27 protein-coding genes are annotated in these 26,738 nt (G+C 43.3%); 12 read left to right on the top strand and 15 right to left on the bottom strand.

Annotation, left to right across the window (positions count from 1 at the left end):
• Positions 1-10: 10 nt before the first annotated feature.
• The 6 genes from BMW98_RS01370 to BMW98_RS01345 are packed head-to-tail and all read right to left on the bottom strand — an operon-like array spanning position 11 to position 6,029.
• Positions 11-1,345 carry a DUF58 domain-containing protein gene (locus BMW98_RS01370; RefSeq protein ID WP_090256599.1) on the bottom strand — a complete coding sequence of 445 codons (1,335 nt, stop codon included), beginning with the start codon at positions 1,343-1,345 and terminating at the stop codon, positions 11-13.
• On the bottom strand, positions 1,342-2,334 hold the full coding sequence (locus tag BMW98_RS01365) for an AAA family ATPase (protein WP_090256598.1): 993 nt from the start codon (positions 2,332-2,334) through the stop codon (positions 1,342-1,344). The genes BMW98_RS01370 and BMW98_RS01365 overlap by 4 nt, the downstream gene beginning before the upstream one ends.
• Positions 2,321-3,517, bottom strand: coding sequence for a DUF4350 domain-containing protein (locus BMW98_RS01360; RefSeq protein WP_090256597.1), 1,197 nt, complete (start codon positions 3,515-3,517; stop codon positions 2,321-2,323). Before BMW98_RS01360 ends, BMW98_RS01365 begins: the two co-directional genes overlap by 14 nt.
• Positions 3,514-4,200: a DUF4129 domain-containing protein gene (locus BMW98_RS01355; protein ID WP_090256596.1), complete on the bottom strand. Its 687-nt coding sequence runs from the start codon at positions 4,198-4,200 to the stop codon at positions 3,514-3,516. Before BMW98_RS01355 ends, BMW98_RS01360 begins: the two co-directional genes overlap by 4 nt.
• On the bottom strand, positions 4,187-5,101 hold the full coding sequence (locus tag BMW98_RS01350) for a DUF7847 domain-containing protein (protein WP_090256595.1): 915 nt from the start codon (positions 5,099-5,101) through the stop codon (positions 4,187-4,189). Before BMW98_RS01350 ends, BMW98_RS01355 begins: the two co-directional genes overlap by 14 nt.
• Entirely contained in the window at positions 5,079-6,029 is a 951-nt protein-coding gene (locus tag BMW98_RS01345) for a stage II sporulation protein M (RefSeq protein WP_338060830.1), read from the bottom strand. Before BMW98_RS01345 ends, BMW98_RS01350 begins: the two co-directional genes overlap by 23 nt.
• 62 nt (positions 6,030-6,091) lie before the next feature.
• On the opposite strand from BMW98_RS01345, the gene BMW98_RS01340 reads away from it, so the two are divergent.
• Together BMW98_RS01340 and BMW98_RS01335 are read left to right on the top strand one after the other, a co-directional pair.
• Positions 6,092-6,802, top strand: coding sequence for an RDD family protein (locus BMW98_RS01340; protein ID WP_090256593.1), 711 nt, complete (start codon positions 6,092-6,094; stop codon positions 6,800-6,802).
• Between the two features lie 2 nt (positions 6,803-6,804).
• Positions 6,805-7,035, top strand: coding sequence for a cytochrome b5 domain-containing protein (locus BMW98_RS01335; RefSeq protein ID WP_090256592.1), 231 nt, complete (start codon positions 6,805-6,807; stop codon positions 7,033-7,035).
• A gap of 546 nt (positions 7,036-7,581) precedes the next feature.
• Here the strand turns inward: BMW98_RS01335 and BMW98_RS01325 are convergent.
• Positions 7,582-8,367 (bottom strand): zinc metalloprotease, encoded by a 786-nt coding sequence (locus BMW98_RS01325; protein WP_090256590.1) that lies wholly within the window; start codon positions 8,365-8,367, stop codon positions 7,582-7,584.
• A 131-nt stretch (positions 8,368-8,498) separates the two neighbouring features.
• Complete coding sequence (locus tag BMW98_RS01320; protein WP_090258174.1) at positions 8,499-9,743, bottom strand: dipeptidase; 1,245 nt, start codon at positions 9,741-9,743, stop codon at positions 8,499-8,501.
• Positions 9,744-9,979: 236 nt separating this feature from the next.
• Between BMW98_RS01320 and BMW98_RS01315 the strand changes: the two genes are divergently transcribed.
• From BMW98_RS01315 to BMW98_RS01300, 4 genes are all read left to right on the top strand, one after another.
• Positions 9,980-10,387, top strand: coding sequence for a hypothetical protein (locus tag BMW98_RS01315; RefSeq protein WP_090256589.1), 408 nt, complete (start codon positions 9,980-9,982; stop codon positions 10,385-10,387).
• Between the two features lie 302 nt (positions 10,388-10,689).
• Entirely contained in the window at positions 10,690-11,112 is a 423-nt protein-coding gene (locus BMW98_RS01310) for a hypothetical protein (RefSeq protein ID WP_090256588.1), read from the top strand.
• Between the two features lie 138 nt (positions 11,113-11,250).
• Positions 11,251-11,667: a hypothetical protein gene (locus tag BMW98_RS01305; protein ID WP_090256587.1), complete on the top strand. Its 417-nt coding sequence runs from the start codon at positions 11,251-11,253 to the stop codon at positions 11,665-11,667.
• 86 nt (positions 11,668-11,753) lie between these two features.
• On the top strand, positions 11,754-12,155 hold the full coding sequence (locus BMW98_RS01300) for a hypothetical protein (RefSeq protein WP_139177336.1): 402 nt from the start codon (positions 11,754-11,756) through the stop codon (positions 12,153-12,155).
• Positions 12,156-12,311: 156 nt separating this feature from the next.
• Here BMW98_RS01300 and BMW98_RS01295 read toward each other — a convergent pair whose 3' ends face one another.
• From BMW98_RS01295 to BMW98_RS01285, 3 genes are read right to left on the bottom strand one after another with little or no spacing between them, the layout of a single operon-like run.
• Complete coding sequence (locus BMW98_RS01295) at positions 12,312-12,860, bottom strand: hypothetical protein (protein WP_090256585.1); 549 nt, start codon at positions 12,858-12,860, stop codon at positions 12,312-12,314.
• 50 nt (positions 12,861-12,910) lie between these two features.
• Positions 12,911-13,198, bottom strand: coding sequence for a winged helix-turn-helix domain-containing protein (locus BMW98_RS01290; protein WP_090256584.1), 288 nt, complete (start codon positions 13,196-13,198; stop codon positions 12,911-12,913).
• A complete protein-coding gene (locus BMW98_RS01285; RefSeq protein WP_090256583.1) occupies positions 13,188-13,769 on the bottom strand; it encodes a hypothetical protein in 582 nt (193 codons plus the stop codon). The genes BMW98_RS01290 and BMW98_RS01285 overlap by 11 nt, the downstream gene beginning before the upstream one ends.
• 114 nt (positions 13,770-13,883) lie before the next feature.
• Between BMW98_RS01285 and BMW98_RS01280 the strand changes: the two genes are divergently transcribed.
• Complete coding sequence (locus BMW98_RS01280; protein ID WP_090256582.1) at positions 13,884-14,720, top strand: N-acetylglucosamine kinase; 837 nt, start codon at positions 13,884-13,886, stop codon at positions 14,718-14,720.
• Between the two features lie 103 nt (positions 14,721-14,823).
• Here the strand turns inward: BMW98_RS01280 and BMW98_RS01275 are convergent, their stop codons facing one another.
• Positions 14,824-16,359, bottom strand: a complete 1,536-nt coding sequence (locus tag BMW98_RS01275; RefSeq protein ID WP_090256581.1) for a M20/M25/M40 family metallo-hydrolase — start codon at positions 16,357-16,359, stop codon at positions 14,824-14,826.
• 46 nt (positions 16,360-16,405) lie between these two features.
• Here BMW98_RS01275 and murQ point away from each other — a divergent pair, with 46 nt between their 5' ends.
• Entirely contained in the window at positions 16,406-17,212 is an 807-nt protein-coding gene (murQ, locus tag BMW98_RS01270) for an N-acetylmuramic acid 6-phosphate etherase (RefSeq protein ID WP_090256580.1), read from the top strand.
• 6 nt (positions 17,213-17,218) lie between these two features.
• Positions 17,219-17,791, top strand: a complete 573-nt coding sequence (locus BMW98_RS01265) for a hypothetical protein (RefSeq protein WP_090256579.1) — start codon at positions 17,219-17,221, stop codon at positions 17,789-17,791.
• A gap of 84 nt (positions 17,792-17,875) precedes the next feature.
• Here the strand turns inward: BMW98_RS01265 and BMW98_RS01260 are convergent, their stop codons facing one another.
• The gene (locus tag BMW98_RS01260) at positions 17,876-18,589 is read right to left on the bottom strand and encodes a pirin family protein (RefSeq protein WP_090256578.1); all 714 of its coding nucleotides are present in this window, start codon (positions 18,587-18,589) and stop codon (positions 17,876-17,878) included.
• Between the two features lie 218 nt (positions 18,590-18,807).
• Between BMW98_RS01260 and BMW98_RS01255 the strand changes: the two genes are divergently transcribed.
• The 3 genes from BMW98_RS01255 to BMW98_RS01245 are packed head-to-tail and all read left to right on the top strand — an operon-like array spanning position 18,808 to position 22,314.
• Positions 18,808-19,509, top strand: coding sequence for a glycosyltransferase family 2 protein (locus BMW98_RS01255; protein ID WP_090256577.1), 702 nt, complete (start codon positions 18,808-18,810; stop codon positions 19,507-19,509).
• A complete protein-coding gene (locus tag BMW98_RS01250; protein WP_090256576.1) occupies positions 19,509-20,996 on the top strand; it encodes a cellulose synthase family protein in 1,488 nt (495 codons plus the stop codon). The genes BMW98_RS01255 and BMW98_RS01250 overlap by 1 nt, the downstream gene beginning before the upstream one ends.
• On the top strand, positions 20,989-22,314 hold the full coding sequence (locus BMW98_RS01245; protein WP_090256575.1) for an MptA/MptB family glycosyltransferase: 1,326 nt from the start codon (positions 20,989-20,991) through the stop codon (positions 22,312-22,314). The genes BMW98_RS01250 and BMW98_RS01245 overlap by 8 nt, the downstream gene beginning before the upstream one ends.
• On the opposite strand, the gene BMW98_RS01240 is transcribed toward BMW98_RS01245, so the two are convergent.
• Positions 22,306-23,433 carry an N-acetyltransferase gene (locus tag BMW98_RS01240; RefSeq protein WP_090256574.1) on the bottom strand — a complete coding sequence of 376 codons (1,128 nt, stop codon included), beginning with the start codon at positions 23,431-23,433 and terminating at the stop codon, positions 22,306-22,308. The two genes, BMW98_RS01245 and BMW98_RS01240, sit on opposite strands and share 9 nt — an antisense overlap.
• A 104-nt stretch (positions 23,434-23,537) precedes the next feature.
• Entirely contained in the window at positions 23,538-26,705 is a 3,168-nt protein-coding gene (gene scpA / locus BMW98_RS01235) for a methylmalonyl-CoA mutase (RefSeq protein ID WP_090256573.1), read from the bottom strand.
• Positions 26,706-26,738: the final 33 nt, after the last annotated feature.

Raw genomic sequence — 26,738 nt, 5'->3', positions numbered from 1 at the left:
TTTAATCTCATTAAATCAATCCCCTCGACTTTAGTTCCAAGTACTTGTTAATGGTGTTGACACTAAGCTCTTTTGGTGGGGTTAAAATGGTATGGATTCCATGAGACTTCAACTCTTTCACGATCTGCTTTTTCTCGAATACAAGTTGCTCTGCAATTCCCTTGGTGTAAACATCTTCAATATCGTTTGCCGAAGTGTTAATTAGTCCGTCCACTTCGGTATTCTCGAAGAAAATACAAACCAGTAAGTGCTGCTGCGCTATTTTTCGCATGGAAGGCAGCTGCCTACGCATTGATGATAGGGACTCAAAATTGGTATAAAGCAGTACCAAAGCCCGTTGGTTCACCTTGCGTTTTAGCGTTATATAAAGCCGGCTGAAGTCAGATTCTTTATAGGCTGTCTTTTGCTTATAAAGGTGCTCTAAAATCAGGTTGAGCTGCATGTTGCGATTGGAGGCAGGCAGCATGGAATTCACCTTGTCCTGAAAAGTAACAATTCCTGCTTTGTCGCCTTTTTTAAGCGCAATGTTCGATATGGCCAGCGATGAGTTAACGGAATAGTCAAGCAAACTCAAGCCCTCAAAAGGCTGCTGCATAACGCGGCCCTTATCTATTACGCTATAGACTTGCTGCGATTTTTCTTCCTGATATTGGTTCACCATCAGATGGCCTTTTCGGGCGGTGGCTTTCCAGTTCACTTTACGGTAGTCGTCTCCGCTAACATAGTTTTTGATCTGCTCAAACTCCATATTGTTACCAATGCGCCTGATCTTTTTTACCCCAAATTCTTTCAACTGATTGGAAATAGCCAACAGCTCATACTTGCGCATTTGCACAAAGGAGGGGTACACCGCAATGGCTCTTTCAGTACCCAATTGGAAACGCCTGCGCACCAAACCGGCTGGGCTAACCACAAGCACATTGATAATGCCGAACTGATAGCTGCCACGTTTTACAGGTCTTAAATTATAGCTCAGTTCAATAGGTTCAAGTGGCTTTAATGCCGTGTGAAATTGGTGATCTCTGATTTGAAATTGTTCGGGCAGCTCATCGTACACCGTGGCTTGTACAGGGAAGTTAAAGCGACTTTCCAGTACCAGCTTAACCAGGTTTTCATCGCCATTAGAGAATTTTTCGGCACAAATTCGCTCTGCCGTAATGCCTTTTTTATTTAAGAAAAGCACCAATGAATCGCCAACTATGGCCACCAAGAATAGGTAGGTGAGTATTTCGGCAGGGTAGAATAGCCAAGGCACTACATATGCCAAAATAAATATGGCGATGAGCACGCCTAGCCCACCATAAACGCGAGGTGTTAGGTAATATGATCGGAAGAATTGCTTCAACGTGGTACTTCAGTTTTGGCTACCAATTGGCTAATTACTTCGTGCGGAGTGGCACCTTCCATCTCTTTTTCTGGTGTTAGAATAATGCGGTGCTTTAACACCGATGGCGCCAAGAATTTGATGTCGTCTGGGGTTACAAAATCCCGGCCTTGAAGGGCGGCAAAAGCACGTGATCCATTCAACAAAGCCAGTGAAGCCCTAGGCGAGGCACCCAAGTAAATGGCCGAATCGTGGCGGGTTTGGTTTACAATTTCTGCAATGTACTTCAGAAGCTTTTCATCTACCAAAACCTGCTTAACCGCGCTGCGATATTCGAGTATATCGGCTGCACTAAGTACAGCAGATATTTCGTCCAGCTGCTTGCCAGCTCTTTGGCTTTCGCGAAGCAGAATTTCTGTTTCTTCCTCAAGGTTAGGGTAGCCAATTTCAATTTTGAAAAGAAAACGGTCTAGTTGTGCCTCGGGCAAACGGTAGGTGCCTTCTTGCTCAATCGGGTTTTGCGTGGCCAAAACAATGTAGGGCGCCTCCATTTTGTAGGTATTGCCGTCTACCGTTACTTGCTTTTCTTCCATTACCTCGAAAAGTGCAGCTTGTGTTTTGGCTGGTGCACGGTTGATCTCGTCAATTAGTACAATGTTGGCGAAAACTGGTCCGCGTTTAAACTCAAACTCAGAGTTTTTCATGTTGAAAACGCTGGTTCCCAATACATCTGATGGCATAAGGTCTGGCGTGAACTGCACACGCGAATAGTCTACCGAAATACTCTTAGATACCAGCTTTGATGCGAGCGTTTTGGCAACGCCTGGCACGCCTTCTAACAAAATGTGTCCATCGGCTAGTATGGCGGTTAAGATTAGGTCGACCATTTGCTGTTGGCCAACAATTACTTTACCGATTTCGGCTTTTATTTTCTTTACGCCCTCGTTGAGTTTTGTCAGGTCAACTCGATTGGAGAATGACGCTTGGTTTTCATTTTCAACTGATTCCATAGAATTCGTTTAGTTTTTTCTCAAAGTTCAGTAGCAGGTCTTCAGAAACATGTTCGCCTGCCTGAATGAGTTGTATATGTTTTACGAGCACTTCAACCTGTGCTTTTTCTTTTCCAGATTTTTTAACGAGCTCATTTGTAAAAGCTTCGTTTAAATGTTGCGTAGGTAAGTTATAGTGCGAACGCACAAATTCCTTCCAATAAAGTATTCTTTTGGCTGCAAGGTTCTGGTGGTCGCTCTGGCGGTAGTACAAGCGGCCGAGCGTTTGCACAAACTCTAGTGTAAGGTTGGCCAATGGCCTAACCACCGGAATAATGCGTTGCTTTCTTTTGGCTTGGAAGATGAGAAAGGCCAGTAAGCCTAACAACAGCACAAAAGTGGCCCAGCGTAAAGCTGGTATGGCCAATACTGCCCGCAATGGGCTGCCCGATTCCATTCGGCCCAGTTGGTAATATTCATTGTGCACTATGGGTTCACCTTCTGGAAATAAGGAAAGTTGGGCTTCAGTAAAGCCAGTGGTTTCTGAAAGTAGGGTAAAGTAATTGGTAAAAGCCAATGGCAAAGAACTGAAAATGAGTTGGCCATTATTGCGGTACCTTAAAAGCACAGGGTTTCCAGCTTCGTTTTCGGCCAAAATTTCCAAGCTATCCGACTCAATTGGCTCGAAGGAGCTGGTTGCACCTAGTTCAGGATATTGAAAAGTTTGATTCGTGCCCATTTTTAGGTTGATAGAAACGGAGCTTTCTCCCAAAAGTGCGGCTTCAATTTCTTTTGGCGGCATTAGGCGAATCACATCCTGAGTTTCTGAAACTAGGCCAAAGGTATCGGCCAGCATTCCACCATAGGCAAAGGCACTTAAAAGTACGGTTTTACCTTCGGCAACTTGGTCTAAAATTATTTCGGTGTCTTCTTTGCCCAAGCCAATGCCGCTTGCCACAATCAGCATATTGTCTTCAATGCCATCTTCCTTATACAGTTCGAAAACGGTTCTATTGCTGCTGTTTAGCGTGTTGCCCAAAAACATATTTGGTGCCAGCTCATGCAAAGCTTTTGACCCAAACGGAGTGGAAGAATGATGAGAGAAAGTGACACTCCAATCGGTTGGTTTTGGTTTGTTTAACTCATAAACAATGTAAATAACCACCAGAGCAACCAGAGCAATTATGTACTTACCGTTTTTCATTGTTTGCCCCCTTCCTTAAACATGGCATTTAAATGCTCTTCGGCCTTGTTGGCCAGTTTTTCATTTGCCTCGAAATGGCCGTACCAGGTGTAGTCGAATAGGTAACTAAGCTCCGTGAACTCCGTTTCAATTGGCTTGCCCGATAGTTCGTAGAGGTATTCTCTGTTGGTTTTTCCTTGTTTTAACTTTATTAAGCCTGCGTCTGAAGCAAGCTTTAACGATCGTAAATAAGTTAGGCGAATGGCAATTCTGTATTGACCAGATAGTAAGGCCTTTTTACTTTCTGTATCAAAATCTATTTCGTGAATCGCTTCTTCATCTACTTGATAGTCGAGCGTAGTTGGTTTTTTTGCTGGTTTAAAAATAGTGCTGACTTCCACTCCAAATATCTTAATGAGGAAATAGATAAAAGCAGTAGCAAGCAATACATAAAACAAAATCTCAAGTACATCGCCTGTGGTTCCGTTAGAAAATAGGCTGTAAAACCAATTTGTTATCCGGTTCCAAAGGCGTGAGATAAAGTTTTCGGGTTCGGGCTTTACCAGCTCATATTGATAGTTGCTGTCTTGACGTAGTTCGTTGAGTTGACTTTCATCAAACGAACGAATAACGTCTTGCCCCTGCAACAGGCCAGTTGCGGTAATAAGAAAAAATGAAAGTAACAGGCACTTAGTAAACCTCATCGTCTGCTTCCTGCGCCTCGTTATCCATCCCCTCAATTTGACTCATCAGACCTCTCGATTCTTTTCTTTCCACCAGGTTAAAATATTGAAAAGCTATGGCGATAAATGAAAGCGAATAAGTAATGATTGCACCGAATGTTTCAAAAACGGAGAAAATAATGCTCAATACTTGCTCGCCTGTAGACATATCGGCCATGCCCGAAAGGTCTGGGGCACCTTCTTCAAAAGAGGTGAAGGCTTTGAGTCCAAAGAGAATAGTTCTTGGTAAACCGAAAAGTAGGCTAATTACATAGCCTAAAATTCCCATTACAACCAATAGCCCAAATGTGCTCCACCATTTTCCACCTATTAGCTTAAAGCATCTTCCGTACGCATCTAGCGGGTTTTCATCTTCAAAAATGATAATGGAAGAGCCTAGCGATAATACCACACCAAGGTATAGGGCAGGAATTAAAAAGAAGAACATGGAGATAAGCACCGTAATGGCCACAAGAATATTGTAAGCCACCAAGTTGAATATTTTTGAACCTAGGGCTTCCGTCACATGGTTTACTTGAATTTCATTTGGCGGATACTTTTGATAGGCTTTCATGTAGCCGTAAGTAACAGCCGGCATAATGGCGCCAGTAACAATGGCATTTAGGAAGATTACCCCATACAGCTTGAATATGCTAGAGAGCATGCCCATGTCAAAAGACTCAGGATTATCCATGTCGAAATTGAAGATGCCAACAGAGATCTGATTCATGAGAATATTGAGCAAAAGCAAAATAACGCCTGAAATCATCAATTGCATTTTGAGATAAGGCACTGCGTTTTCGCGAATAAAAACGAAAGTCATGTTTAGCTTATCGCCAAACTGACGCTTTTTGTAGAACTCAATTTGAGGTATGTATGCCATTTTTGAAGAGTTTTCTTGGGTAAATAATGATGTACCAAACCATAAAGGCCAAAGAGCCTAAGATAATAAATGCTTTTAATGCGGTGGGCATATCGAAGAGCCTAGTTACGTAAGATTCGATAAAACCAGCCGTAATGAATAGTGGCACTAAGCCGAGTACCACTTTAGCTCCGGTTAATGCTCCTTTTTTTAGCGACTCTAGTCGGCTGTAGGTGCCGGGAAAAAGCCATGAGTTACCCATAATAAGCCCCGCACCACCTGCTATTACTATGGAAATAATCTCAATGGTTCCGTGAAGCCAAATAGTGAGCAGCGAAGTGAGCAGAAGGCCTTTTTGGTAGAAGAAGTACTGAAAGGAACCAAGCATTACTCCGTTCCTGAAAAGTAGAAAGCCGGTGCCAACCGATGCGAAAATACCTGCTCCAAAGGCAAAAAACGAAACACGAATATTGTTGAACGTAATGTAAAGAAGCATGGGGAACTGGCCCATTTGTGCATAAACACCCAAAGGTTCGCCCTTGTCGATATTACGCAATGTCATTTCTACATATTGATCGCCAAGAATAAGGCGCACAAAGTTTTGGTCTTTTGCCGCAGAAAAAGCTCCGATAAGGCAAGACACCAAAAAGATGATGAGTGAGTAGCCGAATTCTTTTCGGTGGTTCCAGAATATTTCTGGTAGTTCAACCTTCCAAAAGTTAGCAAAGCGGTTTTTCTGCTCCTTTTTATTACGGTAAATGTATTGGTGAACTTTGGTCGAAAGGTTGTTCAGATAAACCGTTACATCGGCCTTTGGATAGTGCGTGCGGGCATAAGAAAGGTCGTCCGTAAGCTCAATAAACAGGTCAGCGAGCTCGTCAGGGTCCTTGCTGGCCTTTGAGGAAATAAGTCTTTCGAACTCTTCCCATTTATTTATATTTGCTTTCACAAAAGCAGATTCCCTCATCTTATTTTAGTATCTCTGCCAAAAATTATTCAATAAAACTTCTTATGCAAGCCGTAAGTATTCGAACCACTCAAAACGTTCAGTTGGAATACCCTTTAGCTGGGGTGGCCGACCGCGTGCTAGCTTATATAATCGACCTGTTTATTGTAGTGAGTTTCTTCCTGGTTGTTCAGTTGTTTTTAATGACAATGAACGCAGGCTTGGGTATGATCGGAAACCTACTGATTGGTATTGTGGCTTACTTGTACCGCTTTGTTATGGAGGTATTTTTCAACGGGCAAACCGTGGGCAAAATGGCCTTGAGTATAAAAGTGGTAAAGCTCGATGGAAGTACTCCATCCATTGCTGCATACTTTCTACGCTGGTTGCTAGAATTGATTGATTTTACGATTACTGGTTTGGCAGTAATACTCATTATTCTGACCAAAAATGGCCAACGATTGGGTGACTTGCTCGCTGGAACTACCGTGGTTAAAATAAAGAAAATAAGTGCCACCAATATGCAGAATAAAGTGCTGATGGATCCTGTAGATGAGGATTATCAGCCAGTATTTGCCGAGGCAGCTAACCTTACCGATGAAGAGGTGCGACTGATAAAGGCAAGTTTGAAAGCATTTAGGGAAGATGCGATTGCAAAGCCAATTACCATATTGGAAGATAAGCTGAAGGAGAAATACAATGTCTCTAGCGAGCTCACTACAGTAAAGTTCCTATATACTCTTTTAAGGGACCACACCTACTACGTGTCCAAATAGTAATGAAGACCTTTACCAAATCACAACTGGCTTTGCGCAATGGCCAAGACAGGGAAGAAATTTGGGTGGCCTACCAAGGTGTTATTTACGATGTAACGGACTCTCGCCTTTGGCGGAATGGCAAGCATTATGAACACTGGGCTGGCCAAGACCTAACCGATGAACTACCCGATGCCCCACATACCGAAAAGGTTTTTGAACGCCTTCAGCAGGTTGGTGTATTGGGTGATTAGGAAAATAGTAAATTAGGGAATTAGGTTATTGGTAAATTGGCTGAGATGAGAACGACCTATAGATGATAATTAAGCTGCTAATTAGTCTGGCCTGTGTAGTGTCCGCTTATCTGTCTGTCAAACAAAAAGCCAGGCCATTGTTAACATTGGCTTTTTCAATTTCTATTCTGCTAGGTTGGCTATCAGTCTATAGTTTATTGCTTTATGAACTGGCCTTGATAGTTCTGTCAATTCTTATTCTTAAAGAGTTAAAGTTGAACAGGTGGGTTGATCTTTCTGCTCTTACTTTGGTAGTTTATAGTATGCTAACGGTTGTCCTTCAACTTGGAGCTTGGTCGGACTATTTTATCGTTAGAATTTTGGCGGTTGTTCCATTGTTGGGAGTGTTGTATTTCTCAAGAGAAATATCAAAAACCGCTACGCGTTACTGCATTTTAATGATCTGGATAAATGTGCTTATATACTTCTTTAGCGTATTCAAGTTTTATTAGCTAAGGAAATTGCTGAACACCTTCAAATTATCAAATCAGTCTATTTTCAAATCAATTACTTGCCACCATTTGCGCGGAGGTCAGCTAGGCAGAGGTCGTCAAATGCTGGTGGTTGGCTCATGCCTAATAAGTCGCTAATGCCTGCTGCACTTTCCACAGCATAATACATCAGGCACTCGTCAACATTGCAGTGCTTGCCGTTGGCTTCGTCTTGGTGAGGCGTTTGCATATCGGTGCCAACATTCACGAGCCCCATAATGTGGCCCATCTCGTGTGCCATTACCGAAGAGGTGAGCAATTGTGTGCTGGCTTGGCCAATGCCTCCAGAGAGCTCTTCAATACGTTTTTGAAATAGCACCATAGAAGTGTTTCTGTGTGCTATGCCTAATACGTTTTCGCTGGTGTAGTTGCCATCGGCAAAGTAAAAGTACACAGCTAGCTGATTATCCTTTGTGAATTTTGTGCGGTTGTCATCTTCAAAGTTTCGTAGGTCTGAGGTGCTATACGAAGCTTTCCCTTCTCCGCTTACTTCTTTGGTTTCAATTTGAATTCCACCGGGTTTGTTCAGGTGGTTTTCTAAAAAAGACTGTAAGTAGCTAATGCTGCCATTGGGTGGTGCATAACCTGCCGCATACTGAATTTCTACATAAAGTGAGGTGTAATTATTGGCAGAAAGCAAGTCGTTGGCCGATTCGCCAACTGCTCCCTTATTCAAGTTCGGGTTGCCAGTAACCGGGCCATTAGGGTTGTTGTCGGCTGGGGTGCTGTCGTTGCTGCTGCAAGCCAAGCAGGCTAAAAACGATAGGCTTAAAAGAATGTGGGTGACTTTTACTCTCCTCATAACAATTCAACTAACGATGCGAGGAATGGTTTGGATTACCAGCGCTAGTAAATTGGGTTTATTGTTACAGGGTGTTAATTATAAACTGGGTGAAAAGCTAACGGCCAGTCACCCAGTTTTTGTTTTACTAATTAACTATTCGCTGCTACTTCTTCTACCTTGTTCCAAACTCGGAACACGTTTTTGTAGCAAATTTTTGCAATGTCTTCTTCGGAATAGCCGCGCTCTAAAAGCTCTTCGATTAGGTTCGGGTACATCGAAACATCTTTCAGGCCTGTTGGTAGTGAGTCGCCAACGCCATCGAAGTCAGAACCAATGCCTACATTGTCCGTGCCGCCAGTAAGTTTCACTACGTGGTCAATGTGATCGGCTACCTTTTCTACGTTACTCCAAGGGTCGTTTTGCTTGGTGTATTCCTCCAAATAGGCCACGGCTTCAGGGTCGTTTTTTGAAAGTTCTCTTTCAGCCAACCAGTTAATTACATGTTCGTCATATTCGGCTCTTCTGGCGCGGTATTCACCGTCCAAAAAGCTAGAGCCAAAGTTGATCATTATTACACCATCGTTTTCACCCAAAGCTTTGATCATGTCATCGCCCATGTTGCGTTCAAAACCAGGGGTGAATTTTCTGGCAGAAGAGTGAGAGGCAATAACTGGCGCAGTGCTCAGTTCCATTACCTGCCAAAAAGTGTCGTCAGAAACGTGTGAGATGTCTACCATAATGCCCACGCGATTCATTTCGGCTACCACTTGCTTACCGTATTCACTAAGGCCACCGTGGGTGCGTGTGGTGTCGTAAGAGGAGTCAGAAATTTTATTGTCTTTTCCGTGTGTAAGGGTAATGTACCTAATGCCCTTTTTCTGAAACTCTTCCACCAAGGTAATGTCGTCTTCTACCGGAGCACCGTTTTCCATACCCATTGGCAATGAAATTTTGCCTGCCTTAAAGTTAGCTTCAACATCGGCTGGGCTGTAAGCCATGGCAAACTGGTCAGGGTATGTGTTGGCCAATTGCTTGGTCATGGTGATGAGCGAATCGGCAAACTTTTTAGCGTAACCATCAATGTATTGGTACTGCGATGGAATATAAATTGACATGAAAGGAGCATCTAGTCCTCCGGCTTTGGCACGTGGGTAGTCAAAGTTACCATCGGCTGCATCAACCGAAACATTCAGTACTTTTTGCTGTACCATAAAACCACCTTGCTCCATGCGGTATGGCAAGTCAACATGGCCATCTACAATGATAAATTCTTGTGCCAATTCTTTGGCTTTGGCCGAAAAGTCCGCTTGGTCGGTTTGCTTTTCTTTTGGTTCGGAGCAGGCCGAAATGAATAAGATTAAGGCAAGAGATGCCAGTAGGTTTCGTTGGTTCATATTAAAAATTTTGTGGAAGATAACTAAGCTTGCGTCAAGACGAAAATTTCTAAGCGCTGTAAAAGTTTTAGCACTTTGTAAAGCCGACTTATTTTTTGGACTTGTTTTATAGTGTTGCTTCATGTTATTATTGTGTATTCCAAACATTTCAGTTGTGCAATAGTTGTTATGAATAACACCTTCTTGTATTTGAACTGAAAGGGAGGTGGTGTGCTAACTTTTGTATCAATCAAGCAATGGTTTCTTTAACAAGAAGTACTGCCAAGTCGTGGAGAAAACACTCTTTTAGTATAGAAAAGGATGTGTTGGTTGTTCATACGTCTGGCAATAGAGGGGGAGAAAAAGTAGATGAACATGCAATTGCCATGTGGAAAGAAATTGAGGCTGAGTGCCAAAAACATGCCCTTCATAAAGTAATGATAGTGTCTGATGTTGAAGGAAGACTCAGTCCTTCTGATTCCAGCAAAGTGGTTGACTTTTTAAGCAAACTGGATATTCAACCTCATCTTAAACTAAGTATGGTAGACCTAAGTTTTGGGTCTTATTTGGATAACCTTCTAAGTGAAAAGATAGCCTATGAAAAAGGTGTAATTGGAAAAGTTTTTCACGATGAAGCCAAAGGCCGGGAGTGGATTGGTCTCTAAATTTTAGCTTGCCAAGTTAGGGCAGATTTCCTTTCTGTAAATCATACAATTCATTAGGTTTGTTAAAGCCAGAGCGCTAACTCAACTACCTAAAATTATACGATGAATTATCTGGCTGACTTTCCATTTCAATTACTCAGGAATTTTGTGAATGCTCTCTTAAGGTTTAAAGCAAAGGCTTAACATAGAAGTTAAGAACCGCTAAAGCCCATTTTAGAGCAGTGGACACTTTTGTTTATCAACTGATCTATTCAAATGGTTAGCTTCAACTCAATGCTGTGAAATCTTAAAAAGAATATCGGTTGAAAACTCAAAAGACGATTGCCCTAGTAGAGGGGTACGTATATGCTAATTATCATGTTGAAAAGGATGTTCTTGTAGTGGTGGCCTTTGGTAAAAGGGCTGATTATTCCATAGAAAATCACATCGTATCGATAGAGGCATATCAGCGAGTAAAGAAGGTATGTGTGGAGCTTGGGTTAAAGAAGATGCTTATCGTTTCCGAAGTTTTGGGTCGCATATTCATAACTGAACTTAAGGCTATGAAGGATCATATAATGCGTATTGATCCTTCTGTCTCAAAAGGTATAAAGGTGGTGTTGGTAGATACTAATTACGGGTCTTACCTCGATAACTTATTTGTTGAACAAACGGTGATTTCCAAGGGAGTTGAGTTTAGGGTTTTTCACGATGAAGCCAAAGGCCGAGAGTGGATTGGGTTGTAGGGCGGAATTATAGGAATGCAAACGTATTCCGAATTATTTTTTATAAAAACGTGTGTAAACAGCTTTTAATTTGGTTTTAAGTACTTACTTTTGTGTTAAGTAAAAGAATATTCTTTTATCACCGCCAACACAAACCGAATGAAAACACTGTTAGTTTCAAGTCAACTTGCCAGTAATAGGAGTTGTACTTTTACTGTAGAAGAAGATGTACTGGTTGTTCAGTCTACTGGGCATCGTACGCCAGGCATGGTGCTGCAACAAGCGCTGAATTTCTATGATCAGATTCATAGAAATTGTTTGGAGAAAAGGCTGCACAAAGTGCTTATTATCTCTGAAGTAACAGGCAGACTGACTGAAAATGAGTCCGAGCAAATAGTTAATTACATCAGCAGGCTTGAGTTTACAGAAAAATTCAAAGTTGCTTTAGTAGACCTCAATTTCTCTTCTTACCTAGATAACCTGTTTGCAGAGCAAATGTCGATAAAACTAGATTTTACCGGACGGGTTTTCCATCATGAGGAGTCAGGCCGAGGGTGGATTGGCTTACCTTTCTAGAAAACTATCGGTTTAGTTGTAAAATTGAGCTAAGATTTTATCTTGAAAGAAGTTTTGTGCCAACAAAACTTAACCAAAACAATTTAATGAGTGCTGTTATTACCGGTTCTTGGAAATCCTATGATTACCACAGGGAGCATGATGTGCTAGTGGTTAGCACTAGAGGTGAGCGTGGTTTCAGCAAAGTTGCTTCTCAATCGATTGATATGTGGAGGCAAATAGAAAAAGAGTGCCAAGTGAATAGCCTGCACAAAGTACTGATTCTGTCTGAAATGAAGGGGCGTCTCAAGCCCTCAGACTCTTTTCAAATAGTAGAATTTATTAGCAAGTGTAAGATTGATCCGATTTTGGTTTTGGCCATTGTAGCGAGCGATCCACATGCTTATGATGACATTAAGTTTAGTGAAGCCGTAGCCAAAAGAAGGAGAATGATTTTTAGGGCCTTTGATAGCGAAAAGGCTGCCAAAGCGTGGCTAAAAATGAAATAGAGGTTGTCTCAAAGGCCAACTATTTACGTCATTCTCAGACTGCCTGCCGCAGAAAGGCTTGACTGGGAATCTCATTCAGGCTTTATACATAGTTTGAGGTCATCCCCGATCGGTGTCGGGAATGACCTTTAGCTTTTAAAACAGCCACTTAGGTGTTTACTTTATCTTTTTCAATTTCATTTCTAAAATAGGGTACCATTGGCTTCCGTCAGGGCTATAAGCGCCTTTCTCTGTCCAAGTGTCGTCATCCAAACTGATGGTATAACGAATTTGCCCGCCCGGAACTTCAAAGCCCCAGATAAAGTTTCCGTCTTCATCAAAGTTGGCTTTGCTTCTGGTGGCATAACCTTCTTTTGTTAAACTTTGAAACACGTACTCGTTCGTGTCTCTATTGAAGAAGATAAGCCCAATGGCGTGGTGACCAAGTGATCCATCGGTTTTGCTCGTGCCTTTGCCTTCTACGCTAATTGCTAATCCGTTCAGCTCGCTTTTAACTACTTCGCTTACTTTGAATTCGGTGCGTTTTTGCGTTTGATCCATTTGCCAGCCTTCACCTTCCCAAGTGCCAACCCAGTTCGAGAGTTTGTCTATTCCGGCTTTGGAGATACGTTCACTTTGAGCCAATGCGGTTTGTGCAGATAGTACGGTCACTATTGCTAAAAGCCACACCATGCTTACTGTTGTTTTGAGTTTGTTTGTTTTCATGATTTTTGATTTTAAACTAGTTTATAAAGTAAACTTAATTGAGAAAAAAATTATGGTTTGATGTACTGTTGAAGCGTTTTTACATAGGCCTCGAAAGCATCTACTCCTTTTGATGTGACCTTGCAGGTGGTCTTTGGCTTTTTGCCTTCGTAGCCTTTGGTTACCGTTATATATTCGGCATTTGAAAGTTTGTCAATTTGAACGCTCAAATTACCCGCAGTAGCCCCTGTTTGTTCTTTTATATATACAAAGTCAGCACTTTCTACACTTATCAAAAGCGACATTACGGCCAGCCGAAGTTGTGAATGTAATAAAGGATCTAGTGCTTTAAATGCCATGCTTCTTCGCGTTTGCTTTCATTATATATCCGGGCAGCAAATAACCTACAATAACGCCTAACGCCATCAGTAGCATCTGGTAAATTTCTGGTAGTCTAAATGCCACAATGGCCAATACCCAAAACGCAATGGCGCCAAACTGTAAGGGTTTAAAGCCCATCATAGCACCAGAAACTGCCGTGCCAACGCCTGCAAATAAAAGCACAAAAGGAACGGTATTCCAATTTATGAGTTGCCCATTGAAAATTATGGTGAACATGGCAATTCCTAGGCACATCCAAAGCCAGCCGTACATCTTGTCGGTATAGTTGTGTACCACAGCTTTGTCGCGTTGTTTACTGCCGCGAATGGCAGAGATTACTGCTCCTGCTATAGTCAACGTCCAACCAATATACGGGTGTTCAAAACTGGTGTACATGCCCAAAATATAATGGGCTAAACTGGCTACGGTTACAATCCAGCCCCATAGTAAAAAGTAAAAGCTGTTGTCGGTGTACCTTTTTCGCGCTCGGCCAATCATGTTATTGATCAGGCTCAAACTCTCTTCAGGCGTTAATTCTTTGTCTTCCATGAGTTTTTGTTTTTACAATTATAAAGTAGTTTATTTTATAAACCTAATATTCAAAACGGAAGACTTCCTTTAGGGTTACGGCCGAATTAGTATTTTTGGGCTTTTAGAAAATTTATGGGTGTAAGACTGATAGCAGATAGTGGATTTACTAAAACGGATTGGCGATTAGTAAATGAGGAGGGTAAAATTGAGCAGGCACGAACGGCAGGCATCAATCCGTACTACCAAACGGAAGGAGAAATGCTTGAGGTGATTAAAGACTTGCACGCCCAACTGCCTCAAAAGGTGGATGAAATATTCTACTACGGAACGGGGTGTTCCAGCGGTACTAACCGCGATAAGATCGCGAAACTATTGGCGCAATACTATCCAGAAGCGGTTATTGACGTAAATCACGATTTGCTTGCGGCCGCCCGTTCGCTTTGTGGCGATGAGCCTGGTATTGCTTGCATTATTGGCACTGGTACTAATTCTTGCCTGTACGATGGGCAGAAGATTACCCATAATGTGCCCTCGCTGGGTTGGGCCATAGCCGATGAAGGAGGAGGAACGTATCTGGGTAAAACCTTGGTAACCGATTATTACCGCAAGGACATGCCCGAACATTTGCGAAAAATCTTTAAGGAAAAGTTCGCCCTGACCAAAGATGACTTTTTGGTGCAGATCTATCAACAGCCAATCCCGGGACGATTTTTAGCCACCTTTGCCAAGTTTATTGGCGAGCATATTAAAGACCCTTATATGTACAATTTGGTAGCAACTGGCTTCGATACCTTTATTACCAAAAACGTACTGAAGTACGAGGGTGCTGATAAACTTCCAATTCACTTTACAGGTTCAGTAGCTTATTATTTTGGTACAATTCTTCGTGCTGTAGCGCAAGAAAAGGGACTCTATGTAAAGCATATCTCAGAGCACCCAATCGCTGGATTGACGCTTTTTCATCAATAATAGTATTGGGTAACTGGTATTGAGTAATGAGAAGTTCGCTAGCTCAATCTTTATTTGTAACCAATTCCCCTCCTGATTCAGGAGGGGTTAGGGGTGGTGCCTTCTATTTTATTGGGCTATTAAGAATCGCCAAAGCCGTTTTAATACCGTTTTTGTAATGCCCTAGTCTTAAGTTTTCATTCGGGCTGTGCTGGTTGTTATCGGGATTAACCACCGGAACAAGAATGGCAGGAACACCCAAGCCGTTTACAAAAAAGGCAATCGGTACGCTGCCACCCGCCAGTCGAATTCGAGCAACTTCTTCGTTATGCGCTTCTTTCAGAGTACTATAAAGCCACTGCCCGGTTGGCGAATTGATAGGCGTGTTAAAGGCCTTCCAGGTTTGGTCGGCATCGTAGTCGAAGCGGATAATTTTTCCGTATTTCATGCGCTCTTCTTCAGTTGGTTCACGACCCTCAATAATGTAATAACCAGCATCTTCAATATGTTGCTTAACCAAACCCACCAAGCGATTGCCGTCAGTTTCAGGTACCAAGCGGATGTCAATAGTAGCGGTGGCTTTGTCAGGCACAATGGTGCGGGCTTCATCGCCTACCCAACCCGAGCTCATGCCACGAATATTCAAACTCGGATACTGCATGGCTTCTTGGTAGTTTCTGCCAACTTTATCAGTTTCGGCAATGCCCACCCGCTTTTTAATCTGAACGGTATCGTCAGGCACAGCCGCCAGAATACTTCTAATCTCAGGTGTCAGCTCTATGCCATCATAAAAACCGGGAATTGTAGTTACACCAGTTTCGGATTTCATTGAAGCCAGTAGTTGCGAAAGTCTCAATGCTGGATTAGGCGCATAGTTGCCGAAATGGCCGCTGTGCTGTGGCAATCGGGGGCCAAATACTGTTAGTTCGAAGGTGGCAATACCGCGGCAACCGAATACCAAAGTTGGTTGGTTAGAATCGTGAATAGGCCCATCTAAAATGACCATATGATCTGCAGTTAACTTCTCCCGATACTTGTCAACTGCATCAGGCATGCCTTTGGAGCCTTGCTCTTCTTCAGGGTCCAAAATCACTTTTACATTGAATTTTGGCAGATGCTTTCTGTCTTTTAGAATGTCCATTGCCTGCAAAAACATGGTGATAGGCGATTTGTCGTCCGAAGCGGAACGAGCAAAAACACGAAGTTCATCATCGTAGCCTTCTTCCAGCACATTCCACGAAACTTCTTCCCAACCATCGGCTGTTCTTTCTTTGAGTACAGGCTTATAAGCATCCTCTTGAAGCCATTTGGTCGGGTCAACTGGTTGACCATCAAAGTGCATGTAAAAGAGTACAGTTTGCTCAGCCTTCGGTACATTCAGCGAGGCGAAAAACGCTGTTTTACTTACGGTGGATAGCAGTTCTGTTGTAAAACCTCTCTTCTCAAACTCCTTCTCCAGATAGGCCAAATTGTTTTCTGCATGGCCGGGAATCAAAGCATTGTTCGGGATGGAAAGAAAGTCTTTCAAGTCGGTGGCTACCGACTTTTGCGCATATTCCAAGGCCAGTGCATCATAATCCTTTGGTTTTATCTTTTGTGCATTCAGGGATAGGGAATAGCAAAAAATCAAAAGCAGGCTTAGGCGTGAAAAGTAATTCATAACATGTAAGTTTGAAACAAGATATGCTTTTTGAAAAGGATTTAAAATGAACGTAACTGAGTCATCATCGAACCACGACCATCTGGAACAAATGTCAATCAGCGAATTGTTGACAAACATCAACAAGGAAGATCAATCTGTTCCGAAGGCAGTGGAGAAGGTTATTCCACAAATTGAAGCTTTGGTAAAAGAGATTGTGCCACGCATGCAGCAGGGCGGCCGTCTGTTTTATATAGGTGCCGGTACCAGTGGTAGACTGGGGATTCTAGATGCTTCTGAATGCCCACCAACCTATGGAGTGGAACATGGCATGGTGGTAGGTCTTATTGCCGGTGGTGATAAAGCCATTCGCAAGGCCGTAGAGAATGCCGAGGATGATGAAAATCAGGCTTGGGAAGATTTAAAGGAGCATATGATTAATCATAAGGATACGGTAATCGGTATTGCAGCCTCTGGCCGTACGCCATATGTTATTGGTGGCCTTAAAAAGGCAAAGGAAAACGGTGTGCTTACCGGTTCTATTACCTGCAATCCCGATTCTGCAGTAGCCTGGGAAGCAGAATATCCTATTGAACCGATTGTAGGGCCGGAATTCGTAACGGGCAGCACGCGTATGAAAGCCGGAACGGCTCAAAAGCTGGTACTGAATATGATCTCAACCTCAGTTATGATTCAGTTGGGACGTGTAAAAGGCAACCGTATGGTAGATATGCAGCTAAGCAATAAAAAGCTGGTAGACCGCGGAACCAAAATGGTGATGGAAATGCTGCAGATTGATTACCCAACTGCCGAAAAGCTGTTGAAGGAGCACGGTTCGGTTAGAAAGGTGATTGATCATATAAAAAATAGTTAAGCTTTCATGCACCAAATAGAGCCCTATTACAACTGGCTTAAGTTTTACAACGTTTCCAAAGACCCGAACTCGCCTTACGATGGCAAAGAGTACAACTTTGATTTGTACTCGGAGAATATCTATGGTTATTACATCGATCCGCATTGGGACTTCATGGGCTCGGAAACGCTCTACATCAAAATTCTATTTGTGGATTATGAACAGGCCTATATTGTGATTGAATTCATCGGTGAGTGGAACGATGCCATTAACAATGACATCATGCATTTTAAGCGCAATATTGTCGATCATTTCAATGCTTACGACATCAACAAATACATTTTGATTGGTGAGAACGTGTTGAACTTTCATGGCTCGGACGACAGCTATTACGAGGAGTGGTTTGAAGATATGGAGGATGGCTGGATTTGCGCCATTAATTTTCGCGACTTTGTGCTAGATGAGATGCAACAGTACAATATCGACAGTTACCTCAACTCAGGTGGCGAGCTGGATGTGGTGAATTGGCGAACACTGAAACCACAAGTGCTCTGCAGTCGCATTAATGAGGTGATCAGCCGAAGAATTGATTTGGTTTAAGCCAAGTAAAAAGCCCCGAAAAATTCAGGGCTCTTTAATCAGGGATTGATTACTATACTTTAATTAAGGTACTGTTCGATTGCATCAATCGAAAGCCATTGGTACTTCAATGGCAAGTACTTCGGCATAAGAGCCTGCTTTTACCTCAAAACTGTCTGTTTCGCTTACACCAACGGCATCGCGCGTATCTAGTTTTTCGCCTGCGGCAGTCACTTCTCCGTTGAGCACAAACAGATAAACGCCATTGCCGGCTTTGTTGGTTTTGTATGTCAGCGTTTCACCGGCATCAAGGTTGGCCAAGCTGAAATACGCATCTTGGTTAATCCAAAGTGCTTCGCCTCCTTCTGGAGAAACCACTGTTTGCCATTTATTCATTCTGTCCTCAGCGCTATAAGATTTTTGCTCATAGCGTGGCTCAATTCCGCGCTCTTTGGGGAATACCCAGATCTGCAAAAAGTGTACATCTTGGTCGGCATTGTGGTTGTATTCAGAATGCTGAATACCTGTACCTGCCGACATGATCTGCACATCGCCTTGCTTAATTACTTTGTGGCGGCCAGTGCTGTCTTTATGTTCCAAATCACCAAACAACGGTATGGACACAATTTCCATGTTGTCGTGCGGGTGAGTGCCAAAGCCTTGGCCAGCAGCCACCTCATCATCGTTCAGTACGCGCAAGGCACCAAAATGCACCCTTTCCGGATCGTAATAGCCAGCAAAGCTAAAGGTGTGTCTACTTTTTAACCAGCCATGATTGGCATAGCCCCGACTATCAGCGGTGTGAACTACAGTTTTCATTTTTTACTCCTTTCAAAAATATGTATGTACATACAAAATACATTTATCTATTCGCTTTGGTTCCTAAAGTAGCCGAAAAAAGATTCATTTAAACCTCGGTACTTTTATTCGTTGAGGTACGCCAAGCGACATTTCTCGTGCCTCTTTTATAAATGGGTGAACTATCCCTGTATAAATAGGTTTTCCCCTAGGTCTAATTTTCTACTTTTGCACTGAAATTGAAAACCTTAAACACAACTTCCATTAAAGTGGTGATTCCCGCCTTTAACGAGGAGCAGTCTATCGCCAAAGTTATAGCCGACATTCCAGCTGGTTGGGTTGAGGAGGTTGTAGTGGTGAACAATGGTTCTACCGACAACACCAAGCAAGTAGCTTTGGCAGCTGGCGCCACGGTGTTAGATCAGCCCAAACCGGGCTATGGCAATGCCTGCCTTAAGGGAATTGAGTACTTAACCGACCCAGAGAGAAGCCCTGAGATTTTGGTGTTTATGGATGGAGACTATTCTGATTTTCCACAACAGTTGCCAGAAGTGGTTGAACCGATTTTGGAGCATGGTGCCGAAATGGTGATTGGTTCGCGGGCTTTGGGCGATAGGGCCAAGGGCTCAATGACTTTCCCTCAAGTGTTTGGTAATTGGTTAGCTACCTCGCTACTCAAGCTGTTCTACGGAGCGCAATTTACCGACCTGGGCCCTTTTAGGGCGATTAGGTTTAATAGACTGTTAGACTTGCAAATGCAGGATAAAACCTATGGTTGGACGGTAGAGATGCAGGTGAAAGCTGCCAAAATGGGACTGAAATTTACTGAGGTACCTGTAAACTATAAAAAGCGAATTGGAGTTAGCAAGGTGTCGGGTACGGTGAAGGGCACCGTGCTGGCAGGTTATAAAATTCTTTGGACTATTTTTAAGTCAATTTAGTGTACTGGCTAGAACTACTCATATTGACCCTTTATACCGGAGCGCTGTCCTTTATTTTTGTGTACAGTCTTTCGCAACTCAGCTTGGTGTACAAGTTCCGAAAGGCCAAGCGCAACGGCAGGCTTAATCAATCGGTAGCACTTTCGGCCGATTATGATTATCCGCATGTAACCGTTCAGTTGCCAGTTTACAATGAGTTGTATGTGGTGGAGCGGTTGATAGATGCCGTGGCCAATTTTGACTGGCCGAAGGATAAATTGGAGGTTCAGGTTTTGGATGACTCCAATGACGAGACAGTTGACCTTATTGCCGAGAAGGTGGCTGAATGGCAACAAAAGGGCATCGATATTCAACAAGTGAGAAGGCCAGACAGAAAGGGTTTTAAAGCCGGTGCTTTGCAATATGGGCTTACCATAGCCAAAGGGGAATTTATTCCAATTTTCGATGCCGACTTTGTTCCTGAAATGGATTTTCTAAAACAGACCATTCCGCATTTTGATAAGGACGATAAAATTGGAGTAGTGCAAACCCGTTGGGGGCATATCAATGAGAACTACTCCATCCTTACCAAGCTGCAGGCCTTTGGCTTGAATACGCACTTTTTTGTTGAGCAAAATGGGCGTTCTCAAGGTGGGCATTTTCTTAATTTTAATGGTACAGCTGGAGTGTGGCGAAAGTCGTGCATTGCCGATGCCGGTGGCTGGAAGGCCGATACGCTTACTGAAGACCTGGACTTAAGCTATCGTGCACAGCTCAAAGGCTGGCAGATTTTCTACACGCCAAATACAGTGGCGCCTGCTGAACTGCCTGCTGCCATGAGCGCCATTAAATCCCAGCAATACCGGTGGACAAAAGGTGCTGCAGAAACCTCGCGCAAGCTGTTGCCAAAGGTGCTAAAGGCAGACCTTTCTTTCGCTACCAAGTTTCACGCTACTTTCCACTTGCTCAACTCAGCGGTGTTTATATGCATTGTGCTTACGGCTATGCTGAGTGTGCCGGTGCTATTTATCAGAAATCTGTCTGACAGTTGGCATCTGCTGATGCGCATTTCCATGATATTCCTGATGGGCTATGTTTTCTTAGCCATTTTCTATTGGAATGGATTTAAGGAAGAACGCAAAGGTTTTTGGAAAACGCTAAAGGAGTTTGTACCACAAATGTTGATGTTGTTGGCTGTGTTTTTGGGACTTAGCGTACACAATGCCGTGGCTGTTTTTGAAGGTTTGATCGGCAAAAAGTCACCATTTGTTCGCACACCAAAATTCAATATCACAGACAAAAAAGGCACTTGGAAGGGGAATAAATATTTCGCCAAAAAAATCAATGCGCTTACTGCTTTAGAGGGGCTTTTAGGACTCTACTTTTTAGGAGGTCTTGGCCTTGCATTTTATTTTCAAGACTTCGCTTTACTTCCTTTTCATTTATTACTTAGCTTAGGGTTCATACTGGTATTCTACTACTCGGTGCAACATACCCGCAATGCCTGATAAGCGAAAAAATCTCCTGTATTCCTGCCTTATAATTCTGGCGGCTTTCACGGTTTACCTTGGCTACTTTGTGCCTCGCGAAGAAACCATTCCGCTAATGGTTGGGGTGGGCTTAATGTTTGCTGCGTTCTTTATCGTTTTACGCAAAACGGAAGACGAAGAAGTGGACCTGATGTACTATTGGTCCATACTGCTGCGGGTTTTGCTTATTGCCTCAATTCCTAAACTAAGCGATGATGTTTACCGCTTTATTTGGGATGGAAGATTACTTGTAAACCTTCAGGATCCTTACAAATATTTGCCAGCACATTATCTGTCAGAGGGAATTGAAGGCATAGATTACAGTTTGTTCGAGTTGCTAAATTCGAGTAGTTATTATTCTGTTTACCCGCCCTTAAATCAGGTGTTTTTCTTTCTTTCAACCTTACTATCTCCAAACTCGGTTGGTTGGTCGATTGTGATTTTAAGAGTGCTACTGTTTGTGTTTGAATTGGGCAATATTCGCCTAATCAGAAAGCTTTTAGCGCACTATAATTTACCTGAGAAGTATGGCCTTTTATATGCCCTCAACCCATTAGTGATTTTTGAGCTCACGGGCAATTTACACTTTGAAGGTGTGTTGGTTTTCTTTCTGCTGTTGGCCATTCTTAAGTACGAAGAAGGCAAGTTGCATACATCGGCCATTTACTTTGGTTTGTCAGTGGCTACCAAGTTTATTCCCTTCATTTTGTTGCCGCTGCTTTTCAGAAAAATTGGCTTTAAAAAGACAATGGTTTACGGGCTGATAGTAGCTGCAACGGTTGCTATTACTTTTCTGCCATTAATTAATACCGCTCACATTTGGGCTATTTGGGATAGTGCCGAACTGTACTTTCAAAAGTTTGAATTCAATGGCAGCTTTTACTACTTGGCGCGCTGGTATGGTTTTGAAACGGAAGGGCATAACATTATCGCCAAGTCCGGTATTTGGATGATGATAGCCACTTTTGTGACTATTATGGCCTATGCCCTGTTGGGTAGAAAGGCCGACTGGCCACGACAAATGGTTTGGGTGTTTTTGCTTTACCTTTTATTCGCTACAACGGTGCATCCTTGGTATGTAATTCCAATGCTGGCCATGAGTGTTTTCAGTACAAAACGTTTCCCGGTTTTTTGGTCGGCTTTGATTTTTCTTACCTACATCAATTATATGGGAGGAGCCTACAGGGATAGAATAGACGTGGTACTTATTGAATACGGATTGCTACTGGTTTTTCTACTCTTCGACCTATTTGGCAATACTTGGAATAGGTTGGTTTTTGGCAGAGAATCAAACTAATTCCAACCTATAAGTAATATGCTTTTTGGAAGGCTTGGCGCCTAGGCCTTTGTGAATGGCCAGCATTTTCTCGTTGAAATCTCCTACCCACGAAAGTTCGATATCTTTCACGTTAGTGTTTTTAATCGTATGCTGAAAAGCTCGATACGTCAAAACAGATTCGAGGCCCATGTTTTGGAACTCCGGCTTGCTACCCATTACCACCACGCGTACACGCTCTATAAAATTGGTCTTCTTTAGGTATAAGAACTTTAGCTTGTTCCAAAGGGTGAGTTTGCCATCAAATTTCTGGAAGATCTGGTTTACGTCAGGCAAGCACATTACAAAACTGGCAGGTTCACCGTTTACGTAGGCAAACTGAATAATGCCAGGATCAACTATGGGCTTTATTTTTTTGAAGGTCTCAATTACATAGTCCTTTTTGATTGGGGTAAAGTTTTCAAACTCAGCCCAGGCGCTATTGTAAATGTTCATGAAATCTTCAGCAAATTTGTCGATTTGCTTAGGGTCGAATGGTTTGGTTTCGAGATTTGGTCGCTTGCTGATTACGTATTCAGCAATCTTCACAAAGCGAGGGCTTAAGCCATTCACAATGCTGAATTCATTGGTGATTTGCTCCATTTTCACCTCAAAACCGTACTGCTCAAAAAAGCTTTGATAGTAAGGCGCATTGTACGCCATGCCGTAGCTGGGTGGTGTGTAGCCTTCAACCAAAAGTCCCCAATATTGATCGTTCTCGCCAAAGTTAATTGGGCCGTCAACCGTGGTTACTTTTCTTTCCTTTAACCACTCTTTGGCCGTATCGAAGAGCTTTTCGGCAGTAGCGTAATCGTCTATGCATTCAAAAAAGCCGACACCGCCAATGCGCTTGCCTTCGTAGTTTGCTTTCTTCTCGTTTATAAAGGCTGCAATTCTACCGATTGTGCGTCCATTAGCATCTTCAAGAATCCAGCGAGTGGCTTCACCGTGTTGGTAAAAGGTGTTTTTATCAGGGTTAAACACTGCTTCTATGTCATTGTCTAGCGGACGCACATAGCTGCTATCGTTTTGGTATATCAAGCGCACCACATTTAAGAATGCGTCTGCTTGTTTTTTGGTTTTTACCGCTGCGATATTCATTAATTTCGACCTGAATTTGGGCGCAAAGAAGTCTGATTTATCCCACACCATGAAACTTTGAGGTGTTTTTTTGCAATCAGCTTCTTATTGCACAGTGTTCTATACTAATCTTCCAATAATTTCTTAAGAATTTCCTGAGCAGCCTTGGCAATAACCGTGCCCGGGCCGAACACAAATGAGACGCCATTTTCATACAAAAAGTTGTAGTCGTTTGGCGGAATTACGCCACCGGCAATCACCATAATGTCTTCTCGGCCAATTTTCTTCAGTTCATTAATCAATTCCGGAACTAAGGTTTTATGGCCGGCCGCTAAGCTCGATGCGCCTACAATGTGCACATCGTTTTCGGCAGCTTGTAGGGCAACCTCCTGTGGTGTTTGAAAGAGCGGTCCTATGTCCACATCAAAACCTAAGTCGGCAAAGCTGGTGGCAATTACTTTTGCACCACGGTCGTGACCGTCTTGGCCCATTTTGGCCACCATAATACGCGGTCTGCGACCATCGGCCTCAGCAAATTCATCGGCCAGGTCTCTGGCCTTAATAAAGTCTTCGTTTTCCTTCACTTCACTCGAATATACACCCGAAATCGATCTGGTCACAGCTTTGTGGCGGCCGAATACTTTTTCCATGGCCATGGAAATTTCTCCCAAGCTGGCCCTTTTGCGTGCGGCATCCACGGCTAAATCCAGTAAGTTGCCTTCGCCAGTTTCGGCACACTTGGTGAGCGCAGCTAAAGCTGCTTGTGTGGCTTCATTATCACGCTCCGATTTGAGCTTTTCCAATCGGGCAATCTGCGATTTTCTTACAGCCGAGTTGTCTACCTCCAGTAGGTCGATCTCTGTTTTTTCATCTGTAGCGTAGCGGTTAACCCCTACGATTACGTCTTTACCCGAATCTATTCGCGCCTGCTTTCTTGCTGCCGCTTCCTCGATGCGCATTTTAGGTAAGCCCTCTTCAATGGCTTTGGCCATTCCGCCCAATGATTCAATCTCTTCGATATGCGCCCAAGCCTTTCTCATTAGCTGGTCGGTAAGGTATTCTACATAATGCGAACCTCCCCATGGGTCAATCACTTTTGTAATGCCCGTTTCTTTCTGAAGATAGAGTTGTGTGTTACGCGCAATTTTGGCCGAAAAATCGGTCGGTAAAGCAATGGCTTCATCCAAAGCATTGGTGTGCAGCGATTGTGTGTGGCCAAGTGCGGCCGCCATGGCTTCCACGCAAGTTCTGGTTACATTGTTAAACGGGTCTTGCTCCGTTAAGCTCCAGCCAGAAGTTTGGCAGTGTGTTCGCAGTGCCATCGATTTTGGGTTTTTCGGATTGAATTGCTTGACCAGTTTAGCCCAGAGCAATCTGCCGGCACGCATTTTCGCAATCTCCATAAAGTGGTTCATGCCAATGGCCCAGAAGAACGAAAGGCGCGGAGCAAAGGCATCGATGTCCAAGCCCGCGGCTATTCCAGTACGCAAATACTCAAGCCCATCGGCTAAGGTGTAGGCCAGCTCAATATCGGCCGTAGCGCCAGCCTCTTGCATATGGTAGCCCGATATAGAAATGCTGTTGAAGCGCGGCATGTGTTGGGCGGTGTACTCAAAAATATCACCGATTATGCGCATGGAAGGAGCAGGAGGATAGATGTAAGTGTTTCGCACCATAAACTCCTTTAGAATGTCGTTTTGAATGGTTCCGCTTAGTTGCTCACGCGAAACGCCTTGCTCTTCAGCAGCAACTATATAAAAGGCCATGATTGGAATTACCGCCCCATTCATGGTCATCGAAACCGACATTTTGTCCAAAGGAATTTGGTCGAAAAGCAACTGCATGTCCAGAATAGAGTCGATTGCAACACCAGCTTTACCTACATCGCCCACCACACGTGGATGGTCCGAATCGTAGCCGCGGTGGGTAGCTAAATCGAAAGCTACGGAGAGCCCTTTTTGGCCTGCCGCCAAGTTTCTTCTATAGAAAGCGTTAGACTCTTCGGCAGTAGAAAAGCCTGCGTATTGGCGCACAGTCCATGGACGTACGGTGTACATAGAGCTGTATGGGCCGCGTAAATAGGGTGCTATTCCGGCCACAAAATCGAGGTGTTCCATTTTGCTCAACTCCCGGGCACTTAGGCTTTCTGGCACATCAATTCCTTCAGCTGTTTTCCAGCTTTGTGCATTGGCTGAATTTGAAACTCCCGATTGTTGCCCCAAGCTAATGCCTGTATTGGCCTGAACTTCCGAAAGTAGTTGGTTGGTAATGTTTTCAATAAAATAGGCGCCTGCTGCCGGGTCTACTACCTTGCCTAGGTAAGATTCGTCTTTTAATATGCTCGAAATGTTTCGGGCTATTCGTTCGGCCAATTGTGGCTTGTTTGGAAAAACGGGATAGAACGGCTGAACCAAAAGTGCGTTGGCACCACCCAGTATTGAGGCCATGGCCTGCGTGGTGGCGTATAGCAAATGACTGTGTGGATCGTCCAAGCTTTCACTCCAATCAGCACTCATGGCTACAATTTCTATGTCACTATTTTGGAGTGTTATGCCATGGTGTGCTGCCAAAGCTTTCACTGCTAGCCTAATGGCTCTCAGCTTGGCTATTTCCTCAAAATAATCAGCTTGTTGAAGGCTTACAATGGCAAGGTTTTGAAAACAGGTCGATGGGTTAACCCCGTTATCAATAGCTTTTTGAATAGCCGATACCAACGCGGAAATTGAATTCGCTAAGTGATCTTTGGCATCACAAACAAATGATGCTGTTTTTAATGCGGGAATTTCGTTTTGAAAGACTTGAGCACCTGAGATGAAGCCTGAAACCTTGGTCTTATCAATGGCCTTTTCATCTAAATAAACCTGATAGTTGGCTATTAGCTCATTTACATCGATTGCATTGTTTGGCTTAAAAGAAACGCTGCAAAAGTTAAGTTCAATGTCGCTTAAAAGGGTGTTGAAATTGGGTCGTGAATTTATTGCAAAGCAAATGCCATCTGCTCCATTTTGTAGTGCTTCAATCGCCTTTTTATTCGCCAGCTCTTCCTTGTCAACATTTATAAGCTGATAGTTTACCCAGTGTCGCGCACCAAATGCTTCTGGGGCTTGGTGTCGGTTTTCAAAATTGTGAAGCGATTCGGGTAAGTCGGCTTTCGAGTAGAATGGTTTGCCCTTCAAACCGGCAGTTTCCCAGTTAAGGGTGTCGAGCGGTTTGTCTTTTAAATCTTTTTTTAATTTCTCAATCCAATCAGCATCTGTCTGAGACTGAAATTCTTGTAGTAATTTTTCTCCCATTTCCAGTAATTTCCTTCTGCTAAAATAGCGGTT

Source organism: Roseivirga pacifica (assembly GCF_900111145.1).
Classification (GTDB): Bacteria; Bacteroidota; Bacteroidia; order Cytophagales; family Cyclobacteriaceae; genus Roseivirga; species Roseivirga pacifica.
Note: the sequence above shows the minus strand (reverse complement) of the source record. Positions and strands in the feature narration are given on the sequence as shown.

What these genes read in the sequence shown, in the direction of transcription:
- BMW98_RS01365 (WP_090256598.1), bottom strand. Translation starts at nt 2,334, where the DNA reads ATGGAATCAGTTGAAAATGAAAACCAAGCGTCATTCTCCAATCGAGTT.
- BMW98_RS01360 (WP_090256597.1), bottom strand. Translation starts at nt 3,517, where the DNA reads ATGAAAAACGGTAAGTACATAATTGCTCTGGTTGCTCTGGTGGTTATT.
- BMW98_RS01355 (WP_090256596.1), bottom strand. Translation starts at nt 4,200, where the DNA reads ATGAGGTTTACTAAGTGCCTGTTACTTTCATTTTTTCTTATTACCGCA.
- BMW98_RS01350 (WP_090256595.1), bottom strand. Translation starts at nt 5,101, where the DNA reads ATGGCATACATACCTCAAATTGAGTTCTACAAAAAGCGTCAGTTTGGC.
- BMW98_RS01340 (WP_090256593.1), top strand. Translation starts at nt 6,092, where the DNA reads ATGCAAGCCGTAAGTATTCGAACCACTCAAAACGTTCAGTTGGAATAC.
- BMW98_RS01335 (WP_090256592.1), top strand. Translation starts at nt 6,805, where the DNA reads ATGAAGACCTTTACCAAATCACAACTGGCTTTGCGCAATGGCCAAGAC.
- BMW98_RS01325 (WP_090256590.1), bottom strand. Translation starts at nt 8,367, where the DNA reads ATGAGGAGAGTAAAAGTCACCCACATTCTTTTAAGCCTATCGTTTTTA.
- BMW98_RS01320 (WP_090258174.1), bottom strand. Translation starts at nt 9,743, where the DNA reads ATGAACCAACGAAACCTACTGGCATCTCTTGCCTTAATCTTATTCATT.
- BMW98_RS01315 (WP_090256589.1), top strand. Translation starts at nt 9,980, where the DNA reads ATGGTTTCTTTAACAAGAAGTACTGCCAAGTCGTGGAGAAAACACTCT.
- BMW98_RS01305 (WP_090256587.1), top strand. Translation starts at nt 11,251, where the DNA reads ATGAAAACACTGTTAGTTTCAAGTCAACTTGCCAGTAATAGGAGTTGT.
- BMW98_RS01300 (WP_139177336.1), top strand. Translation starts at nt 11,754, where the DNA reads ATGAGTGCTGTTATTACCGGTTCTTGGAAATCCTATGATTACCACAGG.
- BMW98_RS01295 (WP_090256585.1), bottom strand. Translation starts at nt 12,860, where the DNA reads ATGAAAACAAACAAACTCAAAACAACAGTAAGCATGGTGTGGCTTTTA.
- BMW98_RS01290 (WP_090256584.1), bottom strand. Translation starts at nt 13,198, where the DNA reads ATGGCATTTAAAGCACTAGATCCTTTATTACATTCACAACTTCGGCTG.
- BMW98_RS01285 (WP_090256583.1), bottom strand. Translation starts at nt 13,769, where the DNA reads ATGGAAGACAAAGAATTAACGCCTGAAGAGAGTTTGAGCCTGATCAAT.
- BMW98_RS01280 (WP_090256582.1), top strand. Translation starts at nt 13,884, where the DNA reads ATGGGTGTAAGACTGATAGCAGATAGTGGATTTACTAAAACGGATTGG.
- BMW98_RS01275 (WP_090256581.1), bottom strand. Translation starts at nt 16,359, where the DNA reads ATGAATTACTTTTCACGCCTAAGCCTGCTTTTGATTTTTTGCTATTCC.
- murQ (WP_090256580.1), top strand. Translation starts at nt 16,406, where the DNA reads ATGAACGTAACTGAGTCATCATCGAACCACGACCATCTGGAACAAATG.
- BMW98_RS01265 (WP_090256579.1), top strand. Translation starts at nt 17,219, where the DNA reads ATGCACCAAATAGAGCCCTATTACAACTGGCTTAAGTTTTACAACGTT.
- BMW98_RS01260 (WP_090256578.1), bottom strand. Translation starts at nt 18,589, where the DNA reads ATGAAAACTGTAGTTCACACCGCTGATAGTCGGGGCTATGCCAATCAT.
- BMW98_RS01245 (WP_090256575.1), top strand. Translation starts at nt 20,989, where the DNA reads ATGCCTGATAAGCGAAAAAATCTCCTGTATTCCTGCCTTATAATTCTG.
- BMW98_RS01240 (WP_090256574.1), bottom strand. Translation starts at nt 23,433, where the DNA reads ATGAATATCGCAGCGGTAAAAACCAAAAAACAAGCAGACGCATTCTTA.
- scpA (WP_090256573.1), bottom strand. Translation starts at nt 26,705, where the DNA reads ATGGGAGAAAAATTACTACAAGAATTTCAGTCTCAGACAGATGCTGAT.